Origin of the sequence: Rhodococcus sp. BUPNP1, assembly GCF_002215235.1 — a bacterium.
In the GTDB taxonomy this organism is placed as follows: domain Bacteria; phylum Actinomycetota; class Actinomycetes; order Mycobacteriales; family Mycobacteriaceae; genus Rhodococcus.
The window spans coordinates 19,723-43,218 of sequence record NZ_NERM01000011.1; the positions used below are offsets into that span (position 1 = coordinate 19,723).

Here is a 23,496-nt window from a genome sequence, read left to right on the forward strand (position 1 = left end):
GTCAGGACCTTCTCTTGCCGCGCTTTCCGGTGGGTCGTGCCCCGGGGGCGGGGCCGCGACGGACCGTCGCCCGGTCGGGCAGGGATCCGGCGCCCTGCACCGTCGGCACCACCTTCGCGTCGACCGCGTCGGCCGACTGCGATCCGGCCGTCGTCCCGGCCTTCGCTGCGCGGGCGGCGGCCTCCTCCCGCTTGGCGAGCACCTTGCGGGTGTGCTTCGCGACCGGACCACGCCATTCCTCGAGCGTAACCAGCAACGGGGTCGCGAAGAAGATCGACGAGAAGGTACCGACGACGATGCCGACCAACTGGACGAGGGCGAGGTCCTTGAGCGTGCCCACACCGAGGAGCCACACCGCGATGACCATCAGCGCCAGCACCGGCAACACCGAGATGATCGTGGTGTTGATCGAGCGCATGAGCGTCTGGTTGACGGCGAGGTTGGCCTGCTCGGCGTAGGTGCGGCGGTGCAGGTGCAGGATGCCGCGGGTGTTCTCCTCGACCTTGTCGAAGACCACGACCGTGTCGTAGAGCGAGAAACCGAGGATCGTGAGCAGACCGATGACGGTCGCAGGGCTGACCTCGAAGCCGACGAGGGCGTAGACACCCGCTGTCACGATGATGTCGAAGAACAGGGCGGCGATCGCTGCGATCGCCATGTTCCGCTGGTATCGGATCGTGATGTAGATGCTGACGATGACGAGGAAGACCACCAGCGCGATGAGCGCCTTGTTGGTGATCTGGCTTCCCCACGTCTCGCTGACGTCGGCGACGCTGATCGAGTTGCGGGACGGCTCACCGTCCGGCCCGGCGGGCCGGAACTCCTCGAACAGCGCGGTCTGCAGCTCCGCGACCTGATCGCCGTCGAGGGTCTCCGACCGGATCTGGACGGTCGCTCCGTCGCCGGCGCCGACGGTCTGCACCGCTTCGGGTTCGAAGCCGATGGTGTCGCTGAAGACGGTCTCGACGTCCTCGACGGAGACGCCCGGCACGGCCGGCATCTGGATGCGGGTGCCGCCCTCGAAGTCGATACCCCAGCTGAATCCGCGCAGCAGCATGCTGAGCAGGGCGATCAGCACGATCACCGCGGTGACGATGTACCACCGCTTGCGGCGTCCGACGATCTCGAAGGCGCCCGTGCCGGTGTACAGACGGGACAGCCGGCTGTGCTGCGGCGCGGCCGTCGTCGTGGTCGTGTCGGTCATCGTCACGCCTCCTTCGCAGCGGTCGCGGCGACGAGACGACGCTCGTCGGCCACCTGCTGGATTGCGCCCAGACCGTTCACGCTCGGCTTGGACCAGAACTTCGACTTCGAGGCCAGGAACACAAGCGGCCAGGTCACCAGGAACACCACGACGACGTCGAGGATCGTGGTGAGGCCGAGGGTGAACGCGAAGCCGCGGACCTGACCGACGGCCAGGACGTAGAGCACGGCGGCGGCGATGAAGCTGACCGCGTTACCGGACAGGATCGTCCGGCGGGCACGGGCCCAACCGCGCGGCACCGCGGAGCGGAAACTCCGCCCCTCACGGATCTCGTCCTTGATCCGTTCGAAGAACACGACGAACGAGTCGGCGGTCATGCCGATACCGATGATGAGACCGGCGACGCCGGCGAGGTCGAGCGTGAACCCGATGTATCTGCCGAGCAGCACCATGACCGCGTAGACCGCCAGGCCCGACAGGACGAGCGACAGTGCGGTGAGCAGTCCGAGCATCCGGTAGTAGGCGAGGCAGAAGAGCAGCACGAGGGCCAGGCCCACCGCACCGGCGATCAGGCCGGCCTCGAGCGAGGCCAGACCCAGTGTCGCGGAGACGGTCTCGGCTTCGGACGCCACGAACGACAGCGGCAGCGAGCCGTACTTGAGGGTGTTCGCGAGCTCGGCGGCCTGCGTGTTCGTGAATTGGCCGGTGATCGAGGTTGCACTGCCGGCGGGCGTGGCGCCCTGGATCACCGGGGCGCTGACGACCTTCGAGTCGAGCACGAAGGCGGCCTGCTGACCGATGTTCGCGGCCGTGAACTGCGCCCAGGTGTTGCTGCCCTCGCTGTCGAAGGTCAGGCTGACCTCGTAGCGCGACTGCTGCTGGTTGAAGCCGGAGGTCGCGTCGTCGATCTGCTGACCGTCGATGATGCTCGGGCCGAGCAGGTAGATCGCGGTGCCGTCCGTGGAGCACGCGACGAGCGGAAGTGCCGGGTCGTCGTTGCCCGCGAGCGGGTCGGCGGCGGAGCAGTCGAGCGCGAGAGCCGCGGCCTGCTGCACCGCGGGGTCCTCGCTCTGACGGGTGGCCTTGGCCGCGGCGATGTCGGCAGCCGCCTGTTCCTGCGGCGTGAGCGAGCCGTCGTTCTCGGGAGCCTCGGGTGCTCCGGTGGGCTCGGCCGGAGCCTGGGGCGCCTCGGCGGGGGCCTCGGGCGTCTCGGCCGGTGCCGGGGCATCGGTGGGCGCGGTGGGATCCTGCGCCGGGAACGGACGTCCCTGCGGTTCGGGTGCGTCGGCGGGCGGAGCCTGGTCGGCCGGCGCGGGTTCTCCGGGTGCCGGTTCGGCAGGGGCCGGTTCTGCGGGCAGCCCGCCCTCGGGGGTACCGGCGCCGGGCTGCTCGGCGAGATCCTCGGCGGTCATGTTCGCGTCGATCGGTCCCCCGATCACCGGCCTGATGTACAGCCGGGCGGTCTGGCCCAGCGTCCTGGCCTGGGCGCTGTCCTCACCCGGGACGGTGATCACGAGGTTGTCGCCCTCGACGATCACCTCCGAACCCGAGACACCGAGCCCGTTGACGCGGGTCTCGATGATCTGCTGGGCCTGGCGGAGGCTGTCCGGACTCGGGCTGCTCCCGTCGGGGGTTCGCGCGGTGAGGGTGACACGGGTGCCACCCTGCAGGTCGATGCCCAGCTTCGGGGTGGGCGACTTGTCCCCGGTGAAGAAGACCAGTGCATACAACGCGGCGAGAATCACCCCGAACAGGGCGAGAGCGCGCACGGGATGCACCGATCCGTTGGAAGGTGCCACGGTCTGTCAGTCTCCTCGATGCGAGTGAGTGGTGGTCGGGTGCAGTCGCGCGGCGCTCGGCACCGGCACCGGAGGACTCCGGTGCCGAAACCGTGCGTCGCGGATCGACTGTCAGTACTCGGTCGGACGTCCCTCCGGCGGGTTCGCATCGTCGTCCTTGCGGAGCAGATCCGGATCCTGCGGGGTCGCAGTCTCGACGCGCTCCCGGATGACCAGACGCGACCAGGTCGTCACGACACCCGGCGCGATCTCGAGAGCGACGGTGTCGTCGGCGAGCGCGGCCACCGTGGCGTGCAGACCCGCAGTGGTCATCACGCGGTCGCCGATGCGCAGGGAGTCCTGCAGCGCCGTCACCTTCTGCATCTCCTTCTTCTGACGCCGCACGCCCAGAAAGGTCGGGACGAGCAGTGCCAGGATCAGGAGAGGGAAGAGCAGTTCCATCGTTGAAGTCAGTCCTCGGTCGTTGTCGGTGGGTGGTGACGCGGGCGACACCAGCGGGTCGTGGTGGCGCATGCGGCACCACGACGTCGAGATCGGCCTCCACGGACCGACGCAGTAGACCAGTGTGCCATTCCCCGCGCGAGCGTCCTACCGCCGTACGTCCGGATCGTCCGGGTCGGACGGATCGACACCGTCGTCGAGGGTGCTCGCGGGGTCGTCCTCGAACAGCTCGAGCTGGGGTTCGCGCGCACGCACCTCGATGCCACCGGTGGCGGCCTCCGGCGGCGGGGTGAGGCCGAGCTGCAACCAGGCGGCCTGCGTCGCCACACGTCCGCGCGGGGTTCGGGCGACCATGCCGGCACGGACCAGGAACGGCTCGCACACCTCCTCGACGGTGGCGGGCTCCTCCCCCACGGCCACGGCGAGTGTCGACACGCCGACCGGGCCGCCACCGAAACTGCGGACGAGTGCGCCGAGGACGGCGCGGTCGAGACGATCGAGACCGATCGGATCGACGTCGTACACCTCGAGCGCGGCCTGTGCGACCGCCCGGGTCACGACACCGTCGGCGCGCACATCGGCGTAGTCGCGGACGCGGCGCAGCAACCGGTTGGCGATACGCGGCGTGCCGCGGGAACGACCGGCGATCTCCGCGGCCGCGTCGTCGCGCAGATCGATCCCGAGGATCGATGCGGAGCGGTGCAGGATGCGCTGCAGCTCGGGGGGCTCGTAGAAGTCCATGTGCGCAGTGAAACCGAACCGGTCGCGGAGCGGGCCGGTGAGGGCACCGGAACGGGTGGTCGCGCCGACGAGGGTGAAGGGTGCGACCTCGAGCGGGATGGACGTCGCGCCGGGCCCCTTGCCCACCACGACATCGACGCGGAAGTCCTCCATCGCCAGATACAGCATCTCCTCGGCCGGTCGGGCGATGCGGTGGATCTCGTCGATGAACAGCACGTCGCCCTCGGCGAGATTCGACAGCATCGCAGCGAGATCACCGGCGCGTTCGAGCGCGGGACCGGAGGTCAGTCTCAGCGACGTGCCGAGTTCGGCGGCGATGATCATCGCCATCGACGTCTTACCGAGACCGGGCGGACCGGACAGGAGGATGTGATCGGGAGTGCCGCCGCGCAGCTTCGCTCCTCGCAGGACGAGCTGCAGCTGCTCGCGGACCCGCGGTTGCCCGATGAAGTCGTCGAGACTGGTCGGGCGCAGGCTGGTCTCGATGTCGCTGTCGGAGGGCAGGTGCTCCGCCGTGACCGGCGACCGCTCGCGGTCGGCCGCTGCACCTTCGAATTCGCGGTACTCGTCGGTCACCGCGACCTACCCAGCAGCTTGAGCGCCGAGCGCAGTGCCGTCGAGACGTCGGCGCCCGGGTCCTCGGCGAGGACCTTGTCGGCGGCCGGTTCGGCCTGACGCGGCGTGAATCCGAGGCCGACCAGCGCCTCGACGATCTGGTCGCGCAGCGGCGAGGCACCGGCCGCGACGGGCGACGATCCGGTCGCGCCGAAGGCCGCGACCTTGTCGCGCAGTTCGACGATCATGCGTTCGGCGCCGCGCTTGCCGATCCCGGGTACCCGCGTCAGCGCTGCGGTGTTGCCGTCGGCGAGAGCCGCACGCAGCGCATCGGGTTCGAGGACGGCGAGCGTGGCCATGGCGAGCCGGGGGCCGACGCCGCTGACCGTCTGCAGCAGACCGAACAGCTCGCGCGCCTCGGCGTCCACGAAGCCGTACAGCGTCATGGAGTCCTCGCGGACGATCATCGCGGTGGCGAGTCGGGCCTGCTCGCCGCGCCGGAGACCGGCGAGGGTCGCGGGTGTGGTGTTGATCCGGTAGCCGATCCCACCCGCCTCGATCACCACGTGGTCGAGGGCTATGTCGAGTACCTCGCCGTGTACCGAGGCGATCACCGGCTACCTGCCTTCCGTGCGGCCGACTGTTCGCGCAGCCGCTCCTCGTAGCGTTTCTTCTGCTGGGCGGCCGCAGCTTCGGCGGCCGCGAGTCTGGCGATCAGCGGGGCCCGCCAACAGTGTGCGACGGCCAGCGCGAGCGCGTCGGCGGCGTCGGCCGGCTTCGGCGCGGCGTCGAGCTTGAGGATGCGGGTGATCATCGTGGTCACCTGCTTCTTGTCGGCCGTGCCACTGCCGGTGACCGCGGCCTTCACCTCGCTCGGCGTGTGGAACATGACCGGGATCGAGCGACGCGCCGCGGCCAGGGCCACGACACCGCCGGCCTGCGCGGTGCCCATCGCGGTGCGCACGTTGTGCTGGGAGAACACCCGCTCGATCGCGACGACGTCGGGCTCGTAGCGGTCCATCCACTCCTCGACCGAGTCGGACACCTTGAGGAGTCGGTGCTCGAGGTCGAGGTCGGGCGAGGTGCGGATGACCCCGACGGCGACGGGGATCACGTCGCGTCCACGTCCCGTGTCGACCATCCCCAGACCACAGCGGGTCAGACCGGGGTCGACACCCATCACGCGCACCCGACTCACCTCTCGACACCCGAATACGGCCGGTTTCCGACACATCCGACGGACCCGACCCCGCTCCGCACGATTGCGAACGCCTGTTCGAGAGCATAGCGGCCGGGGTCGGGTGCCGGGAGACCGACACGCGACCCCGGCCGCTGCGACAAGTACGACGAGCGTCGCTCGGGGACGAGTACGACGAGAGCGTCGCTCAGGCGTCGAGTTCGGCGAGCACGTCGTCGGAGATGTCGACGTTCGTGTAGACGTTCTGCACGTCGTCGCAGTCCTCGAGCGCGTCGACCAACTTCATGACCTTGCGCGCGCCCTCGGCGTCGACGGGCACCTCGACCGAGGCCCGGAAGTCGGGGTCGGCCGAGTCGTAGTCGATGCCGGCGTCGACGAGCGCCGTACGCACGGCGATCAGGTCGGACGCCTCGGAGACGATCTCGAAGGAGTCGCCGAGATCGTTGATCTCCTCGGCGCCCGCTTCGAGGACGACCTCGAGGATCTCGTCCTCGGAGCGGCCGTTCTTCTCGAGCACGACGACACCCTTGCGGGTGAAGAGGTAGGCGACCGAACCCGGATCGGCCATGTTGCCGCCGTTGCGGGTCATCGCCGTGCGGACCTCACCGGCGGCGCGGTTGCGGTTGTCGGTCAGGCACTCGATGAGCAGCGCGACACCGTTGGGGCCGTAGCCCTCGTACGTGATGTTCTGCCAGTCGGCACCGCCGGCTTCCTCACCGGCGCCGCGCTTGCGGGCACGCTCGATGTTGTCGTTCGGGACCGAGCTCTTCTTCGCCTTCTGGATGGCGTCGAACAGGGTCGGGTTACCTGCCGGGTCGCCACCGCCGGTCCGAGCCGCCACCTCGATGTTCTTGATGAGCTTCGCGAACATCTTGCCGCGCTTGGCGTCGATGACCGCCTTCTTGTGCTTGGTGGTGGCCCATTTGGAGTGGCCGCTCATTCGCTTCGAGCCCCTTCCGGCGAAGTGTGGTCGGCGTCAACCGACAGGTCGGAGCGTCGATTCTACTCGCTCCCGCTGTGGGCCACCGCACGGTGGCCGTGTCGTCATGTCGCCGAGGTCGTCGGGCGCACTCCGCGGTCAGGTGGCCGAGCGCACGGTCTCCACGAACAACCGGTGCACGCGATGGTCGCCGGTGATCTCGGGATGGAAGGAGGTCGCGATCACGGCACCCTGTCGCACCGCGACCACCCGGCCCGCCGCCGGCCCGTCCGGCACCGTGGCCAGGACCTCGACGTCGGGCCCGACCTCCTCCACCCAGGGCGCGCGGATGAACACCGCGCGCACCGGACCGTCGTCGAGGCCGGTCAGCGGCAGGTCGGTCTCGAACGAGTCGACCTGACGGCCGAACGCGTTGCGGCGCACCACGATATCGAGGGCGTCGAGGTGCTCGGCGTCCTCGGTGGTGTCGAGTACCCGGGAGGCGAGCAGGATCATGCCGGCGCACGAACCGTAGGCGGGCAGGCCCGCCTTCAACCGGCTCCGCAACGGCTCGAGCAGATCGAACACGCGTAACAGCCGGCTGACGGTCGTGGACTCGCCGCCGGGGAGGGCGATGCCGTCGACCTCGTCGAGTTCGCGCTCGCGCCGCACCGCGATCGTCCGCGCACCCGCCGCCTCGAGAGCACTGCGGTGTTCGCGGACGTCGCCCTGCAGTGCCAGGACGCCGATCGTGGGGGAAGAAGTGGTCACCGTTGCCTGCCTGTCCGTCCGGGGTCGCCGGTGTGCAGGCACTCCGTGAGGGCGTCCTCGTCGGGGACGCCCTCGTTCAGGACTCGCGCAGGTACCGCGTGAGTCCTTCCTGCACCACCGCCGCGACCATGTTGCCGTTGCGATCGAAGATCCGCCCCTGGGTCAGTGCGCGCCCCAGCCCGGCGGAGGGTGACGTCTGGTCGTAGAGCAGCCAGTCGTCGGCGCGGAACGGCCGCAGGAACCACATCGCGTGGTCCAGGGATGCGCCCTGCGTCCGTTCGTCGTCGTGGCCGACACTCCCCGAGCCGAGCAACGTCATGTCGCTCATGTACGCGAGCGTGCACACGTGGAAGACCGGGTCGTCGGGGAGGATCTCGCGGGACTTGAACCACAGCTGCTGCTGTGCGGCCATCCTGCTCGACGAGTCCATCCGGTCGCGGGGAACGAACCGGAAGTCCCACTCGGCCCATTCCTTCTTCGCCCACAGCAGGGTTGCGTCGTCGACCACGGTCTCCGGATCGGGCAGTTCCTCCGGAGCCGGCACGCGCGGCATCGTGTCCTGGTGCTCGATCCCCTCGTCGCGCACGTGGAACGACGCCGACATGGTGAAGATCGCCTTGCCGTCCTGGACGGCCGTCACGCGCCGGGTGCAGAAGGAGCGGCCGTCGCGGATCCGGTCGACGAGATAGACGATCTGCATCGTCGGGTTCCCCGGCCGGAGGAAGTAGCCGTGCAGCGAGTGGACCCCGAAGTCGGGATCGACGGTGCGGACCGCCGATACGAGCGCCTGACCGGCGACCTGACCACCGAACGTCCGCGGCAGCAACGTCTCCGTCGCGATACCCCGGAAGATGTCGTTCTCGATCTGTTCGAGCGCCAGGATCTGCTCGATCTTCGCCATGGGAACTCCTTCTGTGCACCGTACGCAAGAAGGCTAGCTGCACGGACGTGTACCGAACGCCGTGTCCCCGGGAAGTGGTGGGAGAACCGGGATCGCTATCGAGTTGCGAATATGACACCCTCGGGAGAACGGAGGGGGTGCAATGCGACAAGTCACCGATGTGGTGCGCAGGAACAGCGTGACGATCACGGGCAACCGAGAGGGCCCGGTGGTCGTCCTCGCGCACGGTTTCGGCTGTGACCAGCACCTGTGGCGCCTGGTGATCCCGCTGCTCGAACCCGACTTCACCGTGGTGCGGTTCGACCACGTCGGCTCCGGGCGTTCCGATGCGACCGCGTGGGATCCCCAGCGCTATTCGCGGATGGAGACCTACGCCGAGGACGTCGTGGACCTGTGCCGGAGCCTGGATCTCGGTCCGGTGCTCTTCGTCGGCCACTCGGTGAGCGCGTCGATCGGTGTCCTCGCGGCCGCCGCTGCCCCGGAAATCTTCTCCGGTCTCGTGCTGCTCGCACCGTCCCCGTGCTTCATCGACGATCCGGCCACCGGTTACCGCGGTGGGTTCAGCACCGACGACATCGACGAGTTGCTCGAATCCCTCGAGGCGAACTATCTGGGCTGGACCGAGTCGATGGCGCCGGTCATCATGGGCAACCCGGAACGGCCGGAGCTCGGCGACGAACTCGCCGAGATCTTCTGCCGCACAGATCCCGAGGTGGCGCGCGTCTTCGCCCGGGTGACCTTCCTGGCCGACAACCGCTCCGATCTGGCCGCGGTGTCGGTGCCCACGCTCGTCGCCCAGTGCGCCCACGATGCGATCGCTCCGCGCGAGGTCGGTGCCTTCGTTCACGAGCAGATCCCCGGGAGCGAACTCGTGACCCTGAACGCGACCGGCCACTGCCCGCAGCTCAGCGCACCCGAAGAGACAGCAGCCGCGATCGCGGCGTTCGCGCGCCGATCGGGGTGACGGCGACGACCGATCGGACCCTCGATCCCCGTATCCGACACGGCGACGCGCTCTACGACAACGCGCCGTGCGGATTCCTGACGACGCTCCCGGACGGCCGTATCACGGACGTGAACCGGACGTTGACGGACTGGCTCGGATTCCCGAGCGACGAGCTGGTCGGCAAGCGGTACTTCTCGGACCTGCTCAGCGTGGGCGGCCGCATCTACCACGAGACCCACTACGCGCCGCTCCTCGTCATGCACGGGCAGATCAACGGGATCGCCCTCGAACTCGTCCGGGCCGACCGGACGCGGCTGCCGGTCCTGGCGGCCTCGGTGGTCGAACCGGACGCCGAGGGCAGGCCCGCGCTGATCCGCACGATGCTGTTCGACGCTCGTGAGCGCCGCGCCTACGAGACCGAACTGCTCCGTGCCCGTCGCGAGGCCGAACTCGAGCGCGAGCGGCTCCGCAAGATCAACGCCACGCTCCAGGCGACCCTCCTTCCGCCGAGCCTGCCCGCGGTACCGGGACTCGAGGTCGACGCGTACTACCACATCGCGTCCCCCGACGAGGTCGGCGGCGACTTCTACGACCTGTTCCCCGCGCGTACCGGCACGTGGGGGCTGTTCCTCGGCGACGTGTGCGGAAAAGGCGCTCGCGCAGCGGCGGTGACGTCGATCGTCCGCTACACGCTGCGCGCCGCGGCGGTCTACGAGACGTTCCCGTCCGCGGCGCTCAGGACGCTCAACACCACCCTGCTCGACGAACGCGACAGCGAGACGCGAGCCCCCTTCTGCACGCTCACCTTCGGTACGGTCGCTCCCGACCCGGATACGGGACGGGTCGACATCCGTCTCGCCTCGGGTGGGCATCCGCCGCCGCTCCTCGTGCGCGCCAACGGCAACGTCGACTATCTCCCCACGATCGGCGGACAGCTGATCGGGATGCTGCCCACGCCGCGGCTCGTCGAGCACACCTTCGCGCTGCGCCCCGGCGACACACTGCTGCTGTACACCGACGGGGTGACCGAGGCGCTCGTCTCCGGTGAGACCCGCGAACGTTTCGGAGAGGATCGGCTCCTCGACCATGTCCGCGCGTCGAAGCCGACGAGCGCGGCGGAAGCGGTCGGGGCCGTCCGCGAGGCGCTCGCGACGCTCGGAGCGGGCGTGCAGGACGACGTCGCCCTGCTCGCCCTGCACGCACCCCGGTAGAGCGGTCACCAGCCGCGTTCGGCGAGCCGGTGCGGCTGCGGGATCTCGTCGACGTTGATACCGACCATCGCCTCGCCGAGACCCCGCGAGACCTTCGCGAGCACGTCGGGATCGTCGTGGAAGGTGGTGGCCTTGACGATCGCGGCCGCACGCTGGGCAGGGTTACCCGACTTGAAGATTCCGGATCCGACGAACACGCCCTCGGCCCCGAGCTGCATCATCATCGCGGCGTCGGCGGGGGTGGCGATGCCACCGGCGGTGAAGAGGGTGACGGGCAGCTTGCCGGCGCGGGCGACCTCGACGACGAGGTCGTAGGGGGCCTGCAATTCCTTGGCGGCGACGTAGAGCTCGTCCTCGGGAAGCGAGGTCAGGCGCCGGATCTCCTGGCGGATCCGGCGCATGTGGGTCGTGGCGTTCGAGACGTCGCCGGTGCCGGCCTCGCCCTTCGAGCGAATCATCGCCGCACCCTCGTTGATACGGCGCAGTGCCTCACCGAGATTCGTGGCGCCGCACACGAACGGCACGGTGAACGCGAACTTGTCGATGTGGTTCTCGTAGTCGGCGGGGGTGAGCACCTCCGACTCGTCGATGTAGTCGACCCCGAGAGCCTGCAGGATCTGCGCCTCGACGAAGTGGCCGATGCGCGCCTTGGCCATGACGGGGATCGAGACGGCCTCGATGATGCCGTCGATCATGTCGGGATCGCTCATGCGCGACACGCCGCCCTGCGCGCGGATGTCGGCGGGCACGCGTTCGAGGGCCATGACCGCCACCGCGCCGGCGTCCTCGGCGATCTTCGCCTGCTCGGGGGTCACCACGTCCATGATCACCCCGCCCTTGAGCATCTCGGCCATGCCGCGCTTGACGCGGGCGGTGCCGGTGACGGGGGCGGTATCGGGGCTGGTCACGATGGGGATTCCTCCTCGGTGGACGGATCGGCGAATACTGCCGGCGCACGGGCGACGGGCAGCGGACCCCAGCCTAGGACCGTATCCGAGCCACCCCCATAGCCAGTTGACAACAACTGGACTGCACGCTGCCGGTCCACTCCCCCGACCGGGCTCCGGAGGTTTTCGATCACGCCGACTCGAACCGTCGCCCGGATCGTTGCCGATGCTCATGATGGGAGGGATGTGCGCCCACGGCCGTGGGCGCACTCCGCCGTTTCACCTCGAGGGTTCACGCGGATGTCCGGGAACCGACGAAAGGCTGGGATGCCCGTGGCACCGAACCGCCCTGTTGCTCGTGAACCGCTCCGCGGAGCCACCTTCCGGGCAGGGATCGCGATGATGGTCGAGGACTGTCGCCGATTCCCCGTCCCCGCGGCGGCCGCGATCGGCGCGAGCATCGCCAACGGCCTGTGCACGGTGCTGTTCGCCGACGTGATCGGCTCGGCCACCGACGATCTCGTCCTCGGGAGTTTCGAACGCGGCGAGCTGTCCACCGGCATCGCTGTGGCAACGGCTCTCGCGTTGATCGGCGTCGCTCTGTTGCGCGTCCTGAGCATCGTGACCCGCACGTTCGCGGGAGGCACCGTCCAGTTCCGCGGACTGGCCCGCACGCGCACGCGCCTGGCCGATCACTATCTCGATTCCGGATCGCGCTGGCACCGAGGTCATCCCACCGGTCGTCTGCTCGCCCATGCCGTCTCCGACGCCGACTCCGCCCACGCCCCGATGCAGCACTTCCCGTTCGCGGTCGGCATGACCGGCATGCTCCTGGCGGTGCTCGTCCAGGTCTTCCGCACGGACACCCGGCTCGGTGTGATCGCGGCCGTGCTCATCCCCGCGCTCATCGCGACGAACGTGGTCTACCAACGGGTCCTGTCGCCGCGCGCCCGGCAGGTGCAGTCGCGCCGCGCCGAGGTCGCCGCGCTCGCGCACGAGGCGATCGCCGGCGCCCAGGTCATCCGCACGCTCGGAGCGACCGACGACGAGACGCGGCGATTCGCCGGCGCCGCACACGAACTCGCGAGGGCCAATCGGTCCGCGGGTCGTGTCGGGGCGATCTTCGACCCGCTCATCGAACTGACCCCGTCGTTCGCGGTCCTCGTGGTCCTGCTCGTGGGCGTGGTGCGGATCGAGGCCGGTGCGGTGACCATCGGCGCCCTGGTCTCGGTCGTCTACCTGCTGCTCACCATGGCGATGCCGCTCGGTGTCATCGGCCGCTTCCTCGCCGTCCTGCCGGCCGGTGTCGTCGGTCGCCGCCGCGTCGAGACGGTACTGGCCGAGGCCGAACCGGAGCCGTCCGGCTCGGCCTCCGTCCCCCACTCGGCGGCTCCGGCCCGTCTGCGCGCCGATGCCGTCTCCTACCGCTTCGCCGACGCCGACCGTCCCGCCGTCGACTCGGTCGACCTGGATCTGCGCCCGGGACGCATCGTGGCGCTCGTCGGGCGCAACGGTTCCGGCAAGTCCACCCTCGTCGCGCTGCTCACTCGTCTGTTCCCGCCCACCTCGGGCACCGTGACCCTCGACGACGTCGACCTGGCCACGACACCACCCGATCACACGGCACGACACGTCGCTCTCGTCACCCAGACCCCGTTCGTCTTCGCCGGATCCGTGCGCGACAACCTCACCCTGTGGGACGACGGGATCGACGAGGCAGCGGTCCGTCGCGCGCTCGCGCTCGCCGAGGCCGGCTTCGTCGACGAACTGCCGGACGGTCTCGACACCGTGATCGGCGACGGTCACGCGCGGTTGTCCGGCGGCCAGCGTCAGCGCATCGCCCTCGCTCGGGCACTCGTGCGGCGACCCCGTGTGCTCGTCCTCGACGACGCCACGTCCGCGCTCGATCCCGCCGTGGAGCGTGCCGTCGTCGACAACCTGCGGGCGGAGTTCTCGCAGGGACGATCGGAGACCACGATCCTCGTCGTCGCACACCGTCCGGCGATGATCTCACTCGCCGACGAGGTGGTCTTCGTCGATCAGGGCCGGGTGGTCGCGACCGGCACTCACGCCGGTCTCGCGGCATCGGTGCCCGCCTACCGCGATCTGGTGACGGCCTACGACGACAATGCACGCACGGCCGAACTCGAGGGGGCGACCCGATGACCGTGTCCCCCACCGCATCCCCACAACCGGACGCCGAAAGGACCGACACCGAACGACTCGGCACCGTCGCGTTGCTCCGCCGCGTCGCCCGGCTCGTCCCGTCGGTGCGGACCGGCCTGGCCGCCACCCTGGCGTTCGCCGCGCTCGCGGCGGTGGGACGCATCGTCGTTCCCGTCGTGGTGCAGTACACGATCGATCACGGTCTGCTCACCGCAGTCACCTCCGAGGAGCGCACCCGGATCGTCGTCTGGTGCGCGCTCCTGGGAATGGCAGCCGTGCTGGTCGCAGGCGTCGGCTCGTCGCTGATGAACCGTCGTCTGATCTCGACCGTCGAGGACGTCGTGTCCGCCCTGCGGATCCGGGTGCTCGACCACACCCTGCGGCTGCCTCCCACCCGTCTGGAATCCGGCGCGCAGGGCAGCTTCGTCGCCCGGAGCACCGACGACCTCGATGCGGTGACGGTGTTCGCCCAGGGTGGCGGCATGACCCTCGTCCAGAACCTGACCCAGATGACGATCGCGTTCATCGTCATGGCGGTGTACTCGTGGCCGCTGGCGATCCTGGCGGCGCTGGTCGCGTGCGTCGTGCCGCTCGTCGGCCGCTACGTGCAGCGGATCATCGCGGGCCGGTTCGACGTGGTGCGCTCGCGGATCGGGCAGCTGTACGCGGCGTTCGCGGAGACCCTCACCGGGATCGACACGATCCGGGCCGCCGGCGCCGTCGAGCGGGTCCGGACCCGGGTGCATTCGCGGATCGATGCGACGGCGGACGCACAGGTCCGCACGCTGCTGCCGATGAGCGCCTCGTTCTCCGTCGGCCAGAGCATCGACACGCTCATCACGATCGCGGTGATGTGCGGCGGGGTCGCGCTCGGCCTCGGCACCTCCGGTGTGGGTTCGTCGATCACCGTGGGGACGGTGGTCGCCTTCGTCTTCCTCGTGACGTTCTTCGTCCGGCCTCTGCAGTTCGCCGTCAACACACTGGCCGACGCCAAGAACTCGGAGGCGGGACTGCGCCGGGTGCTCGCGATCCTCGACCTGGAGACCGACGCGGTCGCACAGGAGATCGCGACGCCGCTGCGACCCGGGATGTTCGACGTCGACATCGACGCCGTCGAGGTGGGCTACGTCCCCGGACGCCCGGTCCTGAGCGGGTTAAACCTGCGGATCGGTGCCGGGCAGCAGGTCGCGGTGGTGGGCGAGACCGGTTCGGGCAAGAGCACCTTCGCCAAGCTGCTCACCCGGCAGCTGCACCCCACGACCGGCACCGTCCGCTTTGCCGGTGTCGACGTCGCGAGCATCGACGACGGGTCGCTCGCCCGGCGTGTCGCCGTGGTCCCCCAGGATCCCTTCCTGTTCGATCGCAGCGTCCTCGAGAACATCGCCGTCGCCCGTCCGGGAGCCGACCGGCACGACGTCGAAGCGATCCTTGCCGAGCTGGGGCTCGACGACTGGGCCCGCGACCTACCGCACGGACTCGACACCCGCACCGGCCAGCGGGGTGAGGCGCTGTCGGTCGGCGAACGCCAGCTCGTCGCGCTGGCACGCACCGCGCTCGTCGACCCCGACCTGCTGGTCCTCGACGAGGTCACCAGCGGTGTCGATGCAGGAACCGACGTGCGCCTGCAGCGGGCGCTGACATCGATCGGACGGGGACGCACCACGGTGACGATCGCCCACCGCCTGCACAGTGCGCGGGTCGCCGATCGAATCCTGGTGTTCGACCGGGGCCGGATCGTCGAGGACGGCACGCACGACGAGCTGGTCGCCACGGGCGGGCTCTACGCCCGGCTGCAGGACGCCTGGTCGTTCCGGTCGACGCTCGTGTGAGGGGGAGCCTCGGGCTCAGTGGATCGCGCGGATCTCCGGCTCGAGCCGCCGCATCGCGACCTGCCGCGCCTCGTCGAGCAGCTCGGGCAGATCGTGCGGGTAGACCGGGTTCCCGGACTGCACGAGCGTCTGCAGTTCGTCGTCGCCGAACCAGCGGTGTTCGAGGCGCATGCTCCGCTCGAGATCGGTGAAGCCGTCCGCTGCGGGTTCGAAGGACGGCACCCGCACCGCGAAGAACAGCTCCTCCGAGTGCAGGACCTCGCCGTTGAACGGGAAGACGGCCACGCGCCGCCACATCGGCCCGCACAGGATGTCGCGCTCGACCCGCAGGCCGGTCTCCTCGGCGAGCTCGCGGAGCGCGGCCGACGCGAGGTCCTCGCCGGGTTCGACGGCGCCGCCGATCGTGAACCAGAAGTGCCGCTCGGGCACCGCCGGGTCGTGTCCGCGCAGCAGCAGGACCCGGCCGTCCTCGTCGAGCAGCACGACGCGGGCCGACGTGCGTGCCCGATCCGGCACGGGGGTGGTGCGCGCAGCGGGAGCAGTGGCAGTGCCGGAGGCAGGGGTCGCGCTCGGAGAAGGAGCCGTGCCGGGAACGGCCGGAGACGCGGTGGCGACCGCACCCGCCCGCTCGGCGATCTCGAAGTAGGTGGGCAGCGGCGCGGTTCCCCCGAGGTGCAGCCAGCGGACCGGTCGTCGGGTGCGCAGCGCCAGGGTGTCGCGTACCGCGTCGTTGTGGAAGCGGCGGGCGATGAGCACGCGTGCCTCCGCGTCGGCGAGTTCGGCCACGAGCTGGGGGCGCAGCCGGCCGGTCTCGAGGCGTGCCAGGGCAGCCGACAACGCGTTCTCGGCCTCCTCGCGCCGGTCGCGGTCGGCCCGCTCGGCGGTGTCGGCGAGCTGGGCGAGTGCGCGTCCCTCCGGGACAGGGATCGACGCGGCGATGCTCCGCACGACCACCGCGCGGCGCGCCAGGGCCGCATCGAGTGCCTGCCAGGACAGATCCGAGCGCACGTGGAGACGGTCGAGCCGGTTGGCGGTGGAATAGGCCCACACACCGATCGCCACGACCACGGCGGCGACCAGCGACAGGACGAGGATCGTCACCGCACTGACCGTCACGACCGGACCTCCCGCACCGGGCCGGCACCGACGGTGACGGTCTCGTAGACCCGCAGGATCTGATCAGCGACCACCGGCCAGTCGTACGCCTCGACCACCGTGGATCCGAAGTCGACCAGCGCCTGCCGGCGGTCGTCGTCGTCGAGGACCTCGAGGATGCCGCGTGCGAGCGCGTCGGCGTCGCCGACCGGGACGAGGACACCGGCCTGTCCGTCGCGCAACACACGGCGGAAGGCGTCGAGCTGGGAGGCGACGACCGCCGTCCCCGCCGCCATGGCCTCGACGAGCACGATGCCGAAACTCTCACCACCGAGGTTCGGCGCGCAGTACACGTCGGCGCTGCGCATCGCGGACGCCTTCTCGTCGTCGTCGACCTGCCCGAGCAGGCGCAGGTGCCGGAAGTAGCGCCCCGCCTCCTTCCGCAACCGCTCCTCGTCGCCGCGCCCCACCACGAGGATCTCGATGTCGGGATGCCGGGCGACGAGAGCCGGCAACGCTCCGAGCAGGACATCCATGCCCTTGCGGGATTCGTCGTACCGGCCGAGGAACAGCACCGTGCGGCCCGGTCGCGGGTAGCCCGGCAGCAGCGGGGCGTGCCGGAAGAACGGCACGTCGACACCGTTGGGGATCTCGACCGCGTCGGCGCCGAGAGAGGTGACCTGCCAGCGCCGGGCCAGCTCGGACACCGCGATCCGGCCGCTGATCTTCTCGAGATAGGGCTGCAGGACACCTTGGAAGGTGCTGAGCACCAGCGATTTCGTCGTCGACGTGTGGAAGGTCGCCACGATCGGCCCTTCCGCCACCTTGAGCGCGAGCATCGACAGGCTCGGCGCGTTCGGTTCGTGGATGTGGAGGACGTCGAAGTCGTTGTCGTTGATCCAGCGGCGGACCCGCGCGTAGGAGACGGGACCGAAACTCAGGCGCGCGACCGATCCGTTGTACGGAATGGCGACGGCGCGACCGGCGGAGACGACGAAGTCCGGCAGGGGCGTCGTCTCCGACGCGGGAGCGAGCACGCTCACCTCGTGCCCGCGGCCGATGAGGACCTCCGCGAGATCCACGACGTGTGCCTGTACTCCACCGGGAACGTCGAAGGAGTACGGGCAGACCACCCCGATCCTCACCTACGCCTCCATCCGGGCGCGGCGGGCCTCCGACAGGTCGTCGAGCCACAACGGTTGCAGCATGTGCCAGTCCTCGGGGTGGGCGGCGATGTTGGCGGCGAACCGGTCGGCGAGGGCCTGTGTGGCAGCGTCGATCCCGACGCTCACGTCGAGCTCCGGATCCACACGGAACCCCCAGCCGTCCTCGGTGAACCAGCAGTGCACCGGCAACAGTGCCGCACCGGTGTCGATGGCCAGTTTCGCCGGTCCGGCGGGCATGCGGGTCGGTTCGCCGAAGAAGGTGACCGGGACTCCCTTGCGAGCGAGGTCGCGTTCGCCGAGCAGGCACACGATCCGGTTGTCGCGCAACCGCACGGCCAGCTCCCCGAACGGAGGCGTCTCCCCGCCGCTCGAGGGGAAGATCTCGAAACCGAGACCCTCGCGGTAGTCCACGAAACGGCGGTAGAGGGACTCGGGACGCAGGCGCTCGGCGACCGTGGTCAATCCGCCGAAGTAGCGGACGCACCACACGCCGGCGAGATCCCAGTTCCCACTGTGGGGCAGCGCCAGGATCGCGCCGCGACCGGCGGCGAGCGCCACCTCGATGTGCTCACGGCCCTCGATGGACGAATCGATCGACTTCGCGGTCGCGTCGAGATCCATCGACGGCAGGCGGAACGCCTCGCGCCAGTAGCGCGCGTAGGACCGGACCGACCGGCGGATCAGATCGTCGGGCACCTCGTGCGGCTGCACCCCGAGCACCCGCGCGAGGTTGCGGCGCAGTTGCTGCGGTCCGCCGCCACGGCGCGCCGCATAGTCGGCGCCGGCGTCGAACAACCGTCGCGCGACGCCGTCGGGCAGTGCCCGGACCAGGCGCCAGCCACCCGCGTACGCGAGATCGGACGCCTTCTCGCCGACACTCACTGCGCTCCCCCGTCGTCCCGGGTCTCCGTCGTCCCGCCGGCCGGGGGCGTGATGGGAAGCAGTTCGCGCGCACCCGCGGAGTTGCGGACGGCGAGAACCCGCTGGAAGACCGTGATCACCGATCCGACGACGAGCAGCCACATCGCGATGTGGATCGCCCAGTCGAGCCCGAGGCCGGTGAGACCGGCGCCCACGAGCACGATCACGAGCCGGTCGGGCCGCTCGATCAGGCCGCCGTCGGCGGACAGACCGCTCGCCTCGGCCCGCGCCTTCGCATACGAGATGACCTGCGAGGTCACGAGGCAGACGAGGGTGGCGACGAACAACGGGCGGCTCTGCTCGTGGTAGACGGCCCACCACGCGAGACCACCGAAGATCGCACCGTCGGCGACCCGGTCGCAGGTCGCGTCGAGTACCGCTCCGAAGCGTGTTCCGCCCCCGCGGGCCCGGGCCATGGCGCCGTCGAGCATGTCGAACATGACGAACAGCCAGATGACCATCGTTCCCCAGAACAGGTGTCCCATGGGGAACAGGGTCACGGCAGCGGCGATCGTGGCGACGGTGCCGATGAGCGTGACGGCGTCCGGAGTCAGGCCGGTACGGATCAGCGCCTTGCCGAGCGGCGCGGTGACCTTCGACACCGACGCACGCCCGAAGAAGCTCAGCATCCCGCGACCCCTGTCTTCCTGTCCGACCGTTGTGTCCGGAATCCGATCCTGCCACGAGTGGAGCCGGAAATGCGCGGTCGTCCCGCGGTGGATCGGCACGCGAACGGCACCACGGCCGTGCGCTGCGATCGCGACGACTCGGGGAGGGCTGTCACTCGTCCCATGCCGAGGCGAGCAGTGCACGGGTGTCGCGCAGCAGCTGCACCATCACCTTCGACCCACCGAGGACGGTGATGAAGTTGGCGTCGCCGCCCCAGCGCGGGACGACGTGCAGGTGGAGATGCTCGGCCAGCGAGCCTCCCGCCGCGGCACCGAGGTTGAGGCCGACGTTGAAGCCGTGCGGCCGCGAGACGCGCTTGATGACGCGGAGCGCGCGCTGCGCGAACTGCATGAGCTCCGCGCTCTCCTCGGGCGTCAGATCCTCGAGGTTCGCCACCCGGCGATACGGCACGATCATCAGATGTCCCGGGTTGTACGGGTACAGGTTGAGCACCGCGTACACCAGTACGCCGCGTGCGACGACCAGGCCCTCCTCGTCGGACATCTTCGGGATGTCGGTGAAGGGCTCGTACGGCTCGTCGCGACCCCGCGGGGACTCGGTGATGTACGACATCCGGTGGGGCGACCACAGGCGCTGCAGGTGGTCGGACTCTCCCACGCCGCGATCGACCATCGAGGCGGGACTGTCCTCGGTCGCTGGGATGTCGGCGGGCCCCGGGGTGCGGTCGCCCGTCACGACGGGCTGCCTTCCCCACCGGAGCCGACGAGTTCGGCGGTGGGCGAGGCGTTCTCGCGGCGGCGGACCCATTCGGCGACGATCCGCACGGCCTCGTCGACGGGCACGCCGTTGACCTGCGTGCCGTCGCGGAAGCGGAAGCTGACCGCGCCGGCCGCGACGTCGCGCTCGCCGGCGAGGAGCATGAACGGCACCTTCTGCGTGGTGTGGGTGCGGATCTTCTTCTGCATGCGGTCGTCGGAGACGTCGACCTCGGCGCGGATCCCCTGCGCCTTCAGCTTGCCGACGACGTCGAACAGGTGACCCTCGAAGTCGGCGGCCACGGGGATGCCCACGACCTGAACGGGCGAGAGCCACGCGGGGAAGGCACCGGCGTAGTGCTCGGTGAGCACACCGAAGAACCGTTCGATGGAACCGAACAGTGCGCGGTGGATCATGACGGGGCGGTGCTTGGCACCGTCGGCGCCGGTGTACTCGAGCTCGAAGCGTTCGGGCAGGTTGAAGTCGAGCTGGATCGTCGACATCTGCCAGCTGCGGCCGAGCGCGTCCTTGACCTGCACGGAGATCTTCGGGCCGTAGAAGGCGGCTCCGCCCGGGTCGGGCACGAGGTTCAGGCCGGAGGCCTCACCGACCTCGCGCAGCGTCTCGGTCGCGACGTCCCACAGTTCGTCGCTGCCGACGAACTTCTTGGGGTTCTTCGTCGACAGTTCGAGGTAGTAGTCGTCGAGCCCGTAATCCTTGAGCAGGTCGAGGATGAAGTTCAGGACGCTGGTGAGCTCGTCGCGCATCTGCTCCGGAGTGCAGAAGATGTGTGCGTCGTCCTGCGTCATGCCGCGCACGCGGGTCAGGCCGTGGACGACACCGGACTTCTCGTAGCGGTAGACCGACCCGAACTCGAACATGCGCAGCGGCAGTTCGCGGTAGGAGCGCCCGCGCGACCGGAAGATCAGGTCGTGCATCGGGCAGTTCATGGGCTTGAGGTAGTAGTCCTGGCCCGGCTTGCGGACGGTGCCGTCCTCGTTGAGCTCCTCGTCGATGTGCATCGCGGGGAACATGCCGTCGCGGTACCAGTCGAGGTGACCGGAGACCTCGTACAGCTGACCCTTGGTGATGTGCGGCGAGTACACGAACTCGTAGCCGGCCTCGACGTGCCGCTGGCGCGAGTAGTTCTCCATCTCCTGGCGGATGATGCCGCCCTTGGGATGGAAGACGGGCAGACCCGAACCGAGCTCGTCGGGGAACGAGAACAGGTCGAGCTCGTTGCCGAGCTTGCGGTGGTCGCGGCGTTCGGCCTCGGCGAGGAGTTCGAGGTGCGCGTCGAGCGCCTCCGTGGACTCCCAGGCCGTGCCGTAGATGCGCTGCAGGCCGGCGTTGTCCTGGTCGCCGCGCCAGTAGGCCGCGGAGCTGCGCGTGAGCTTGAAGGCCGGGATGAACTTGGTGGTGGGCACGTGCGGACCGCGGCACAGGTCCTTCCAGACGAGCTCACCCGTGCGCGGGTTGAGGTTGTCGTAGATGGTCAGTTCCTTGCCACCGACCTCCATCACCTCGGGGTCCGGCTCGAAGTCACTGCTTCCTGCCTTGTCGTCGATGAGTTCGAGCTTGAACGGCTCGTCCTTCAGTTCCTCGCGGGCGTCCTCGAGGCTGTCGACGACGCGACGCGAGAAGCGCTGGGCGTCCTTGACGATCTTCTTCATCCGCTTCTCGAGCTTCGCGAGATCCTCGGGCGTGAAGGGACGCTCGACCTGGAAGTCGTAGTAGAAGCCGTCGCGGATCGGCGGGCCGATGCCGAGCTTGGCCTCCGGGAACTCCTGCTGCACGGCCTGCGCGAGCACGTGGGCGGCCGAGTGGCGGATGACGCTGCGGCCGTCGTCGGTGTCGGCGCCGACGGCCTCGACCTCGACGTCCGCTTCGGGCGTCCAGGACAGGTCGCGCAGCGCGCCTTCGGAGTCGCGGACGACCACGATCGTCTCGGATCCCTTGGTGGGCAGACCCGCGTCACGGACCGCCGCGCCCGCAGTGGTCCCCGCGGGCACCCGGACGATCGTGGCTGGTTTCGCGGATGCGGGCGTGGTCACTGTGACGGACTCCTCGGCTCGATGCCTGATACGTGGTCGTCGCCGGGCACGTGCTGCGGTCGACGACCGCGAGCACACGGCAACTTCCTCATGCTATCGACATCCGCGCGGACCGCGAACACAGGGAGCCGTGAAGTCCTCAGAGGTGGTTGAGACCCGTCAGTACCCGTTCGAGCAGTTCGACGTTCGGTCCCACCTTGTCTGCGGTGCGGTGCACGGTGATCTCGCCGGTCGCCGCGAGATCGCCGACGAGCACGCGGGCGACACCGAGCGGGATCTGCGCGAGGGCCGCGATCTCCATGATCGATCTCGGCTGGGCGCACAACGCCAGCACGAGGCGATGCTCGTCCATCGCCGGACCGGACTCACTGCCCATCGCGGAGGGGACGGCCGACACGAGCACTTCGAGAGGCAACTCCACCTCGGCTCGGGTGCGTCCCCCGCTCCGTACGAACGGGCGCACGAACGACGACGTCTCTGGCTGGTTCATGTCCTCGATTCCCACACTGGTCCCGGTGCCCGCATTCCGGCCGGCCGCCTGCGCTGCTCCGACCGACTGCGCTCTGTCGACCGATCGCGCTCTGTCGACCGGTTGCGCTGTGTCGACCGGTTGCGCTGCGGGCCGGTACACCTCGGCTGCCGTGACCTCGTCCACGACGGGGCCCGGCTCGCGGTGATTCCGTACCGGCACGGCGTGATCCGCCGGCCGCCGACGTCGACGGGACCGACCGGATCCGAATCTCGCTCCGGTCGCCCCCACGACCGGCCATTCGCTGTCCGCAACGCTCATCCGGACGTGTCCTCCTCGACGACCACGATCCTGCCATCACTATGCGCACTTCGGCCACAAGCACCACAGCTGTGCCCACACGACACGCGTGGTCGAGCCCGATGGGGCCGTTGCGGTTCGAAGGAAACAAGCGCTCGCGGGCGACCCGCCCGACCGGGCGCCACGCACGCTCAACGATTTCATCAAGGTACGAAAAAAGGCACCCCTGCGGGGGTGCCTTTCGTCACTGTCGATCTCGGTGGTCCCGGCTGGGATCGAACCAGCGACCTCCCCGGTGTGAACGGGACGCTCTTCCACTGAGCCACGGGACCGGGCCGCTTCGCAGCGGCTCGAACGAGATGGAACACTAACACGCTCCCGCCACGAACACGAATCGCCTGGTCGCAGCGTTTCGATGCGATGTTCCGTGCAGCGCGTCCGGGCGCTGCACGCGCGCGCACGCGGGCGGGCAGGAGTCGGCACCCGGAGCGGCACGCCCCTCCGCCCGGGAGGCCCCGGAGGGCGCGACCGCCGGCA

At 69.6% G+C, this 23,496-nt stretch carries 21 protein-coding genes and 1 tRNA gene; 4 read left to right on the forward strand and 18 right to left on the reverse strand.

Features of this window, described 5'->3' with window-relative positions:
• Window position 1 precedes the first annotated feature (1 nt).
• The 9 genes from secF to tesB form a co-directional block, all read right to left on the reverse strand.
• Entirely contained in the window at window positions 2-1,204 is a 1,203-nt protein-coding gene (gene secF / locus B9C99_RS12990; RefSeq protein WP_253250068.1) for a protein translocase subunit SecF, read from the reverse strand.
• 2 nt (window positions 1,205-1,206) lie between these two features.
• On the reverse strand, window positions 1,207-3,003 hold the full coding sequence (secD, locus tag B9C99_RS12995; protein ID WP_088898167.1) for a protein translocase subunit SecD: 1,797 nt from the start codon (window positions 3,001-3,003) through the stop codon (window positions 1,207-1,209).
• A gap of 111 nt (window positions 3,004-3,114) precedes the next feature.
• Entirely contained in the window at window positions 3,115-3,444 is a 330-nt protein-coding gene (gene yajC, locus B9C99_RS13000) for a preprotein translocase subunit YajC (protein WP_088898168.1), read from the reverse strand.
• 147 nt (window positions 3,445-3,591) lie between these two features.
• Window positions 3,592-4,761, reverse strand: a complete 1,170-nt coding sequence (gene ruvB, locus B9C99_RS13005; protein ID WP_088898169.1) for a Holliday junction branch migration DNA helicase RuvB — start codon at window positions 4,759-4,761, stop codon at window positions 3,592-3,594.
• Window positions 4,758-5,354 (reverse strand): Holliday junction branch migration protein RuvA, encoded by a 597-nt coding sequence (gene ruvA, locus B9C99_RS13010; RefSeq protein ID WP_088898170.1) that lies wholly within the window; start codon window positions 5,352-5,354, stop codon window positions 4,758-4,760. The genes ruvB and ruvA overlap by 4 nt, the downstream gene beginning before the upstream one ends.
• Complete coding sequence (ruvC, locus tag B9C99_RS13015) at window positions 5,351-5,929, reverse strand: crossover junction endodeoxyribonuclease RuvC (RefSeq protein WP_026061730.1); 579 nt, start codon at window positions 5,927-5,929, stop codon at window positions 5,351-5,353. The genes ruvA and ruvC overlap by 4 nt, the downstream gene beginning before the upstream one ends.
• 196 nt (window positions 5,930-6,125) lie before the next feature.
• Window positions 6,126-6,878: a YebC/PmpR family DNA-binding transcriptional regulator gene (locus tag B9C99_RS13020; RefSeq protein ID WP_088898171.1), complete on the reverse strand. Its 753-nt coding sequence runs from the start codon at window positions 6,876-6,878 to the stop codon at window positions 6,126-6,128.
• Window positions 6,879-7,016: 138 nt separating this feature from the next.
• On the reverse strand, window positions 7,017-7,628 hold the full coding sequence (gene pdxT, locus B9C99_RS13025) for a pyridoxal 5'-phosphate synthase glutaminase subunit PdxT (RefSeq protein WP_088898172.1): 612 nt from the start codon (window positions 7,626-7,628) through the stop codon (window positions 7,017-7,019).
• Window positions 7,629-7,704: 76 nt separating this feature from the next.
• Window positions 7,705-8,529: an acyl-CoA thioesterase II gene (gene tesB, locus B9C99_RS13030; RefSeq protein WP_088898173.1), complete on the reverse strand. Its 825-nt coding sequence runs from the start codon at window positions 8,527-8,529 to the stop codon at window positions 7,705-7,707.
• Between the two features lie 142 nt (window positions 8,530-8,671).
• Between tesB and B9C99_RS13035 the strand changes: the two genes are divergently transcribed.
• Window positions 8,672-9,493 carry an alpha/beta hydrolase gene (locus tag B9C99_RS13035; RefSeq protein ID WP_088898174.1) on the forward strand — a complete coding sequence of 274 codons (822 nt, stop codon included), beginning with the start codon at window positions 8,672-8,674 and terminating at the stop codon, window positions 9,491-9,493.
• Window positions 9,490-10,686 (forward strand): SpoIIE family protein phosphatase, encoded by a 1,197-nt coding sequence (locus B9C99_RS13040; RefSeq protein WP_088898175.1) that lies wholly within the window; start codon window positions 9,490-9,492, stop codon window positions 10,684-10,686. Before B9C99_RS13035 ends, B9C99_RS13040 begins: the two co-directional genes overlap by 4 nt.
• A 5-nt stretch (window positions 10,687-10,691) precedes the next feature.
• Here B9C99_RS13040 and pdxS read toward each other — a convergent pair whose 3' ends face one another.
• Complete coding sequence (gene pdxS / locus B9C99_RS13045; protein ID WP_059381317.1) at window positions 10,692-11,594, reverse strand: pyridoxal 5'-phosphate synthase lyase subunit PdxS; 903 nt, start codon at window positions 11,592-11,594, stop codon at window positions 10,692-10,694.
• Between the two features lie 312 nt (window positions 11,595-11,906).
• Here pdxS and B9C99_RS13050 point away from each other — a divergent pair, with 312 nt between their 5' ends.
• A complete protein-coding gene (locus B9C99_RS13050) occupies window positions 11,907-13,739 on the forward strand; it encodes an ABC transporter ATP-binding protein (protein ID WP_160876017.1) in 1,833 nt (610 codons plus the stop codon).
• Window positions 13,736-15,568, forward strand: a complete 1,833-nt coding sequence (locus B9C99_RS13055; protein WP_088898177.1) for an ABC transporter ATP-binding protein — start codon at window positions 13,736-13,738, stop codon at window positions 15,566-15,568. Before B9C99_RS13050 ends, B9C99_RS13055 begins: the two co-directional genes overlap by 4 nt.
• Before the next feature lie 15 nt (window positions 15,569-15,583).
• Here B9C99_RS13055 and B9C99_RS13060 read toward each other — a convergent pair whose 3' ends face one another.
• The 8 genes from B9C99_RS13060 to B9C99_RS13095 all read right to left on the reverse strand — a co-directional run bounded on the left by B9C99_RS13060 (window position 15,584) and on the right by B9C99_RS13095 (window position 23,291).
• A complete protein-coding gene (locus B9C99_RS13060) occupies window positions 15,584-16,684 on the reverse strand; it encodes an NUDIX domain-containing protein (protein ID WP_088898178.1) in 1,101 nt (366 codons plus the stop codon).
• Window positions 16,681-17,808 carry a glycosyltransferase family 4 protein gene (locus tag B9C99_RS13065; protein WP_088898179.1) on the reverse strand — a complete coding sequence of 376 codons (1,128 nt, stop codon included), beginning with the start codon at window positions 17,806-17,808 and terminating at the stop codon, window positions 16,681-16,683. The genes B9C99_RS13060 and B9C99_RS13065 overlap by 4 nt, the downstream gene beginning before the upstream one ends.
• On the reverse strand, window positions 17,809-18,711 hold the full coding sequence (locus B9C99_RS13070) for a phosphatidylinositol mannoside acyltransferase (RefSeq protein WP_088898180.1): 903 nt from the start codon (window positions 18,709-18,711) through the stop codon (window positions 17,809-17,811).
• A complete protein-coding gene (gene pgsA, locus B9C99_RS13075) occupies window positions 18,708-19,379 on the reverse strand; it encodes a phosphatidylinositol phosphate synthase (protein WP_026061728.1) in 672 nt (223 codons plus the stop codon). Before pgsA ends, B9C99_RS13070 begins: the two co-directional genes overlap by 4 nt.
• 151 nt (window positions 19,380-19,530) lie before the next feature.
• The gene (locus tag B9C99_RS13080) at window positions 19,531-20,052 is read right to left on the reverse strand and encodes an HIT domain-containing protein (protein WP_172414948.1); all 522 of its coding nucleotides are present in this window, start codon (window positions 20,050-20,052) and stop codon (window positions 19,531-19,533) included.
• A 59-nt stretch (window positions 20,053-20,111) separates the two neighbouring features.
• Window positions 20,112-22,190, reverse strand: a complete 2,079-nt coding sequence (thrS, locus tag B9C99_RS13085) for a threonine--tRNA ligase (RefSeq protein WP_088898182.1) — start codon at window positions 22,188-22,190, stop codon at window positions 20,112-20,114.
• A 139-nt stretch (window positions 22,191-22,329) separates the two neighbouring features.
• Window positions 22,330-22,980 (reverse strand): DUF742 domain-containing protein, encoded by a 651-nt coding sequence (locus B9C99_RS13090; protein WP_088898183.1) that lies wholly within the window; start codon window positions 22,978-22,980, stop codon window positions 22,330-22,332.
• 239 nt (window positions 22,981-23,219) lie between these two features.
• Window positions 23,220-23,291: transfer RNA gene (locus B9C99_RS13095), tRNA-Val, on the reverse strand.
• Window positions 23,292-23,496: the final 205 nt, after the last annotated feature.

Bases quoted from the DNA above. Each gene is read 5' to 3' on its own strand.
- secF (WP_253250068.1), bottom strand. From the start codon at position 1,204: ATGACCGACACGACCACGACGACGGCCGCGCCGCAGCACAGCCGGCTG.
- yajC (WP_088898168.1), bottom strand. From the start codon at position 3,444: ATGGAACTGCTCTTCCCTCTCCTGATCCTGGCACTGCTCGTCCCGACC.
- B9C99_RS13020 (WP_088898171.1), bottom strand. From the start codon at position 6,878: ATGAGCGGCCACTCCAAATGGGCCACCACCAAGCACAAGAAGGCGGTC.
- tesB (WP_088898173.1), bottom strand. From the start codon at position 8,529: ATGGCGAAGATCGAGCAGATCCTGGCGCTCGAACAGATCGAGAACGAC.
- B9C99_RS13035 (WP_088898174.1), top strand. From the start codon at position 8,672: ATGCGACAAGTCACCGATGTGGTGCGCAGGAACAGCGTGACGATCACG.
- B9C99_RS13055 (WP_088898177.1), top strand. From the start codon at position 13,736: ATGACCGTGTCCCCCACCGCATCCCCACAACCGGACGCCGAAAGGACC.
- pgsA (WP_026061728.1), bottom strand. From the start codon at position 19,379: ATGCTGAGCTTCTTCGGGCGTGCGTCGGTGTCGAAGGTCACCGCGCCG.
- B9C99_RS13080 (WP_172414948.1), bottom strand. From the start codon at position 20,052: ATGGTCGATCGCGGCGTGGGAGAGTCCGACCACCTGCAGCGCCTGTGG.
- B9C99_RS13090 (WP_088898183.1), bottom strand. From the start codon at position 22,980: ATGAGCGTTGCGGACAGCGAATGGCCGGTCGTGGGGGCGACCGGAGCG.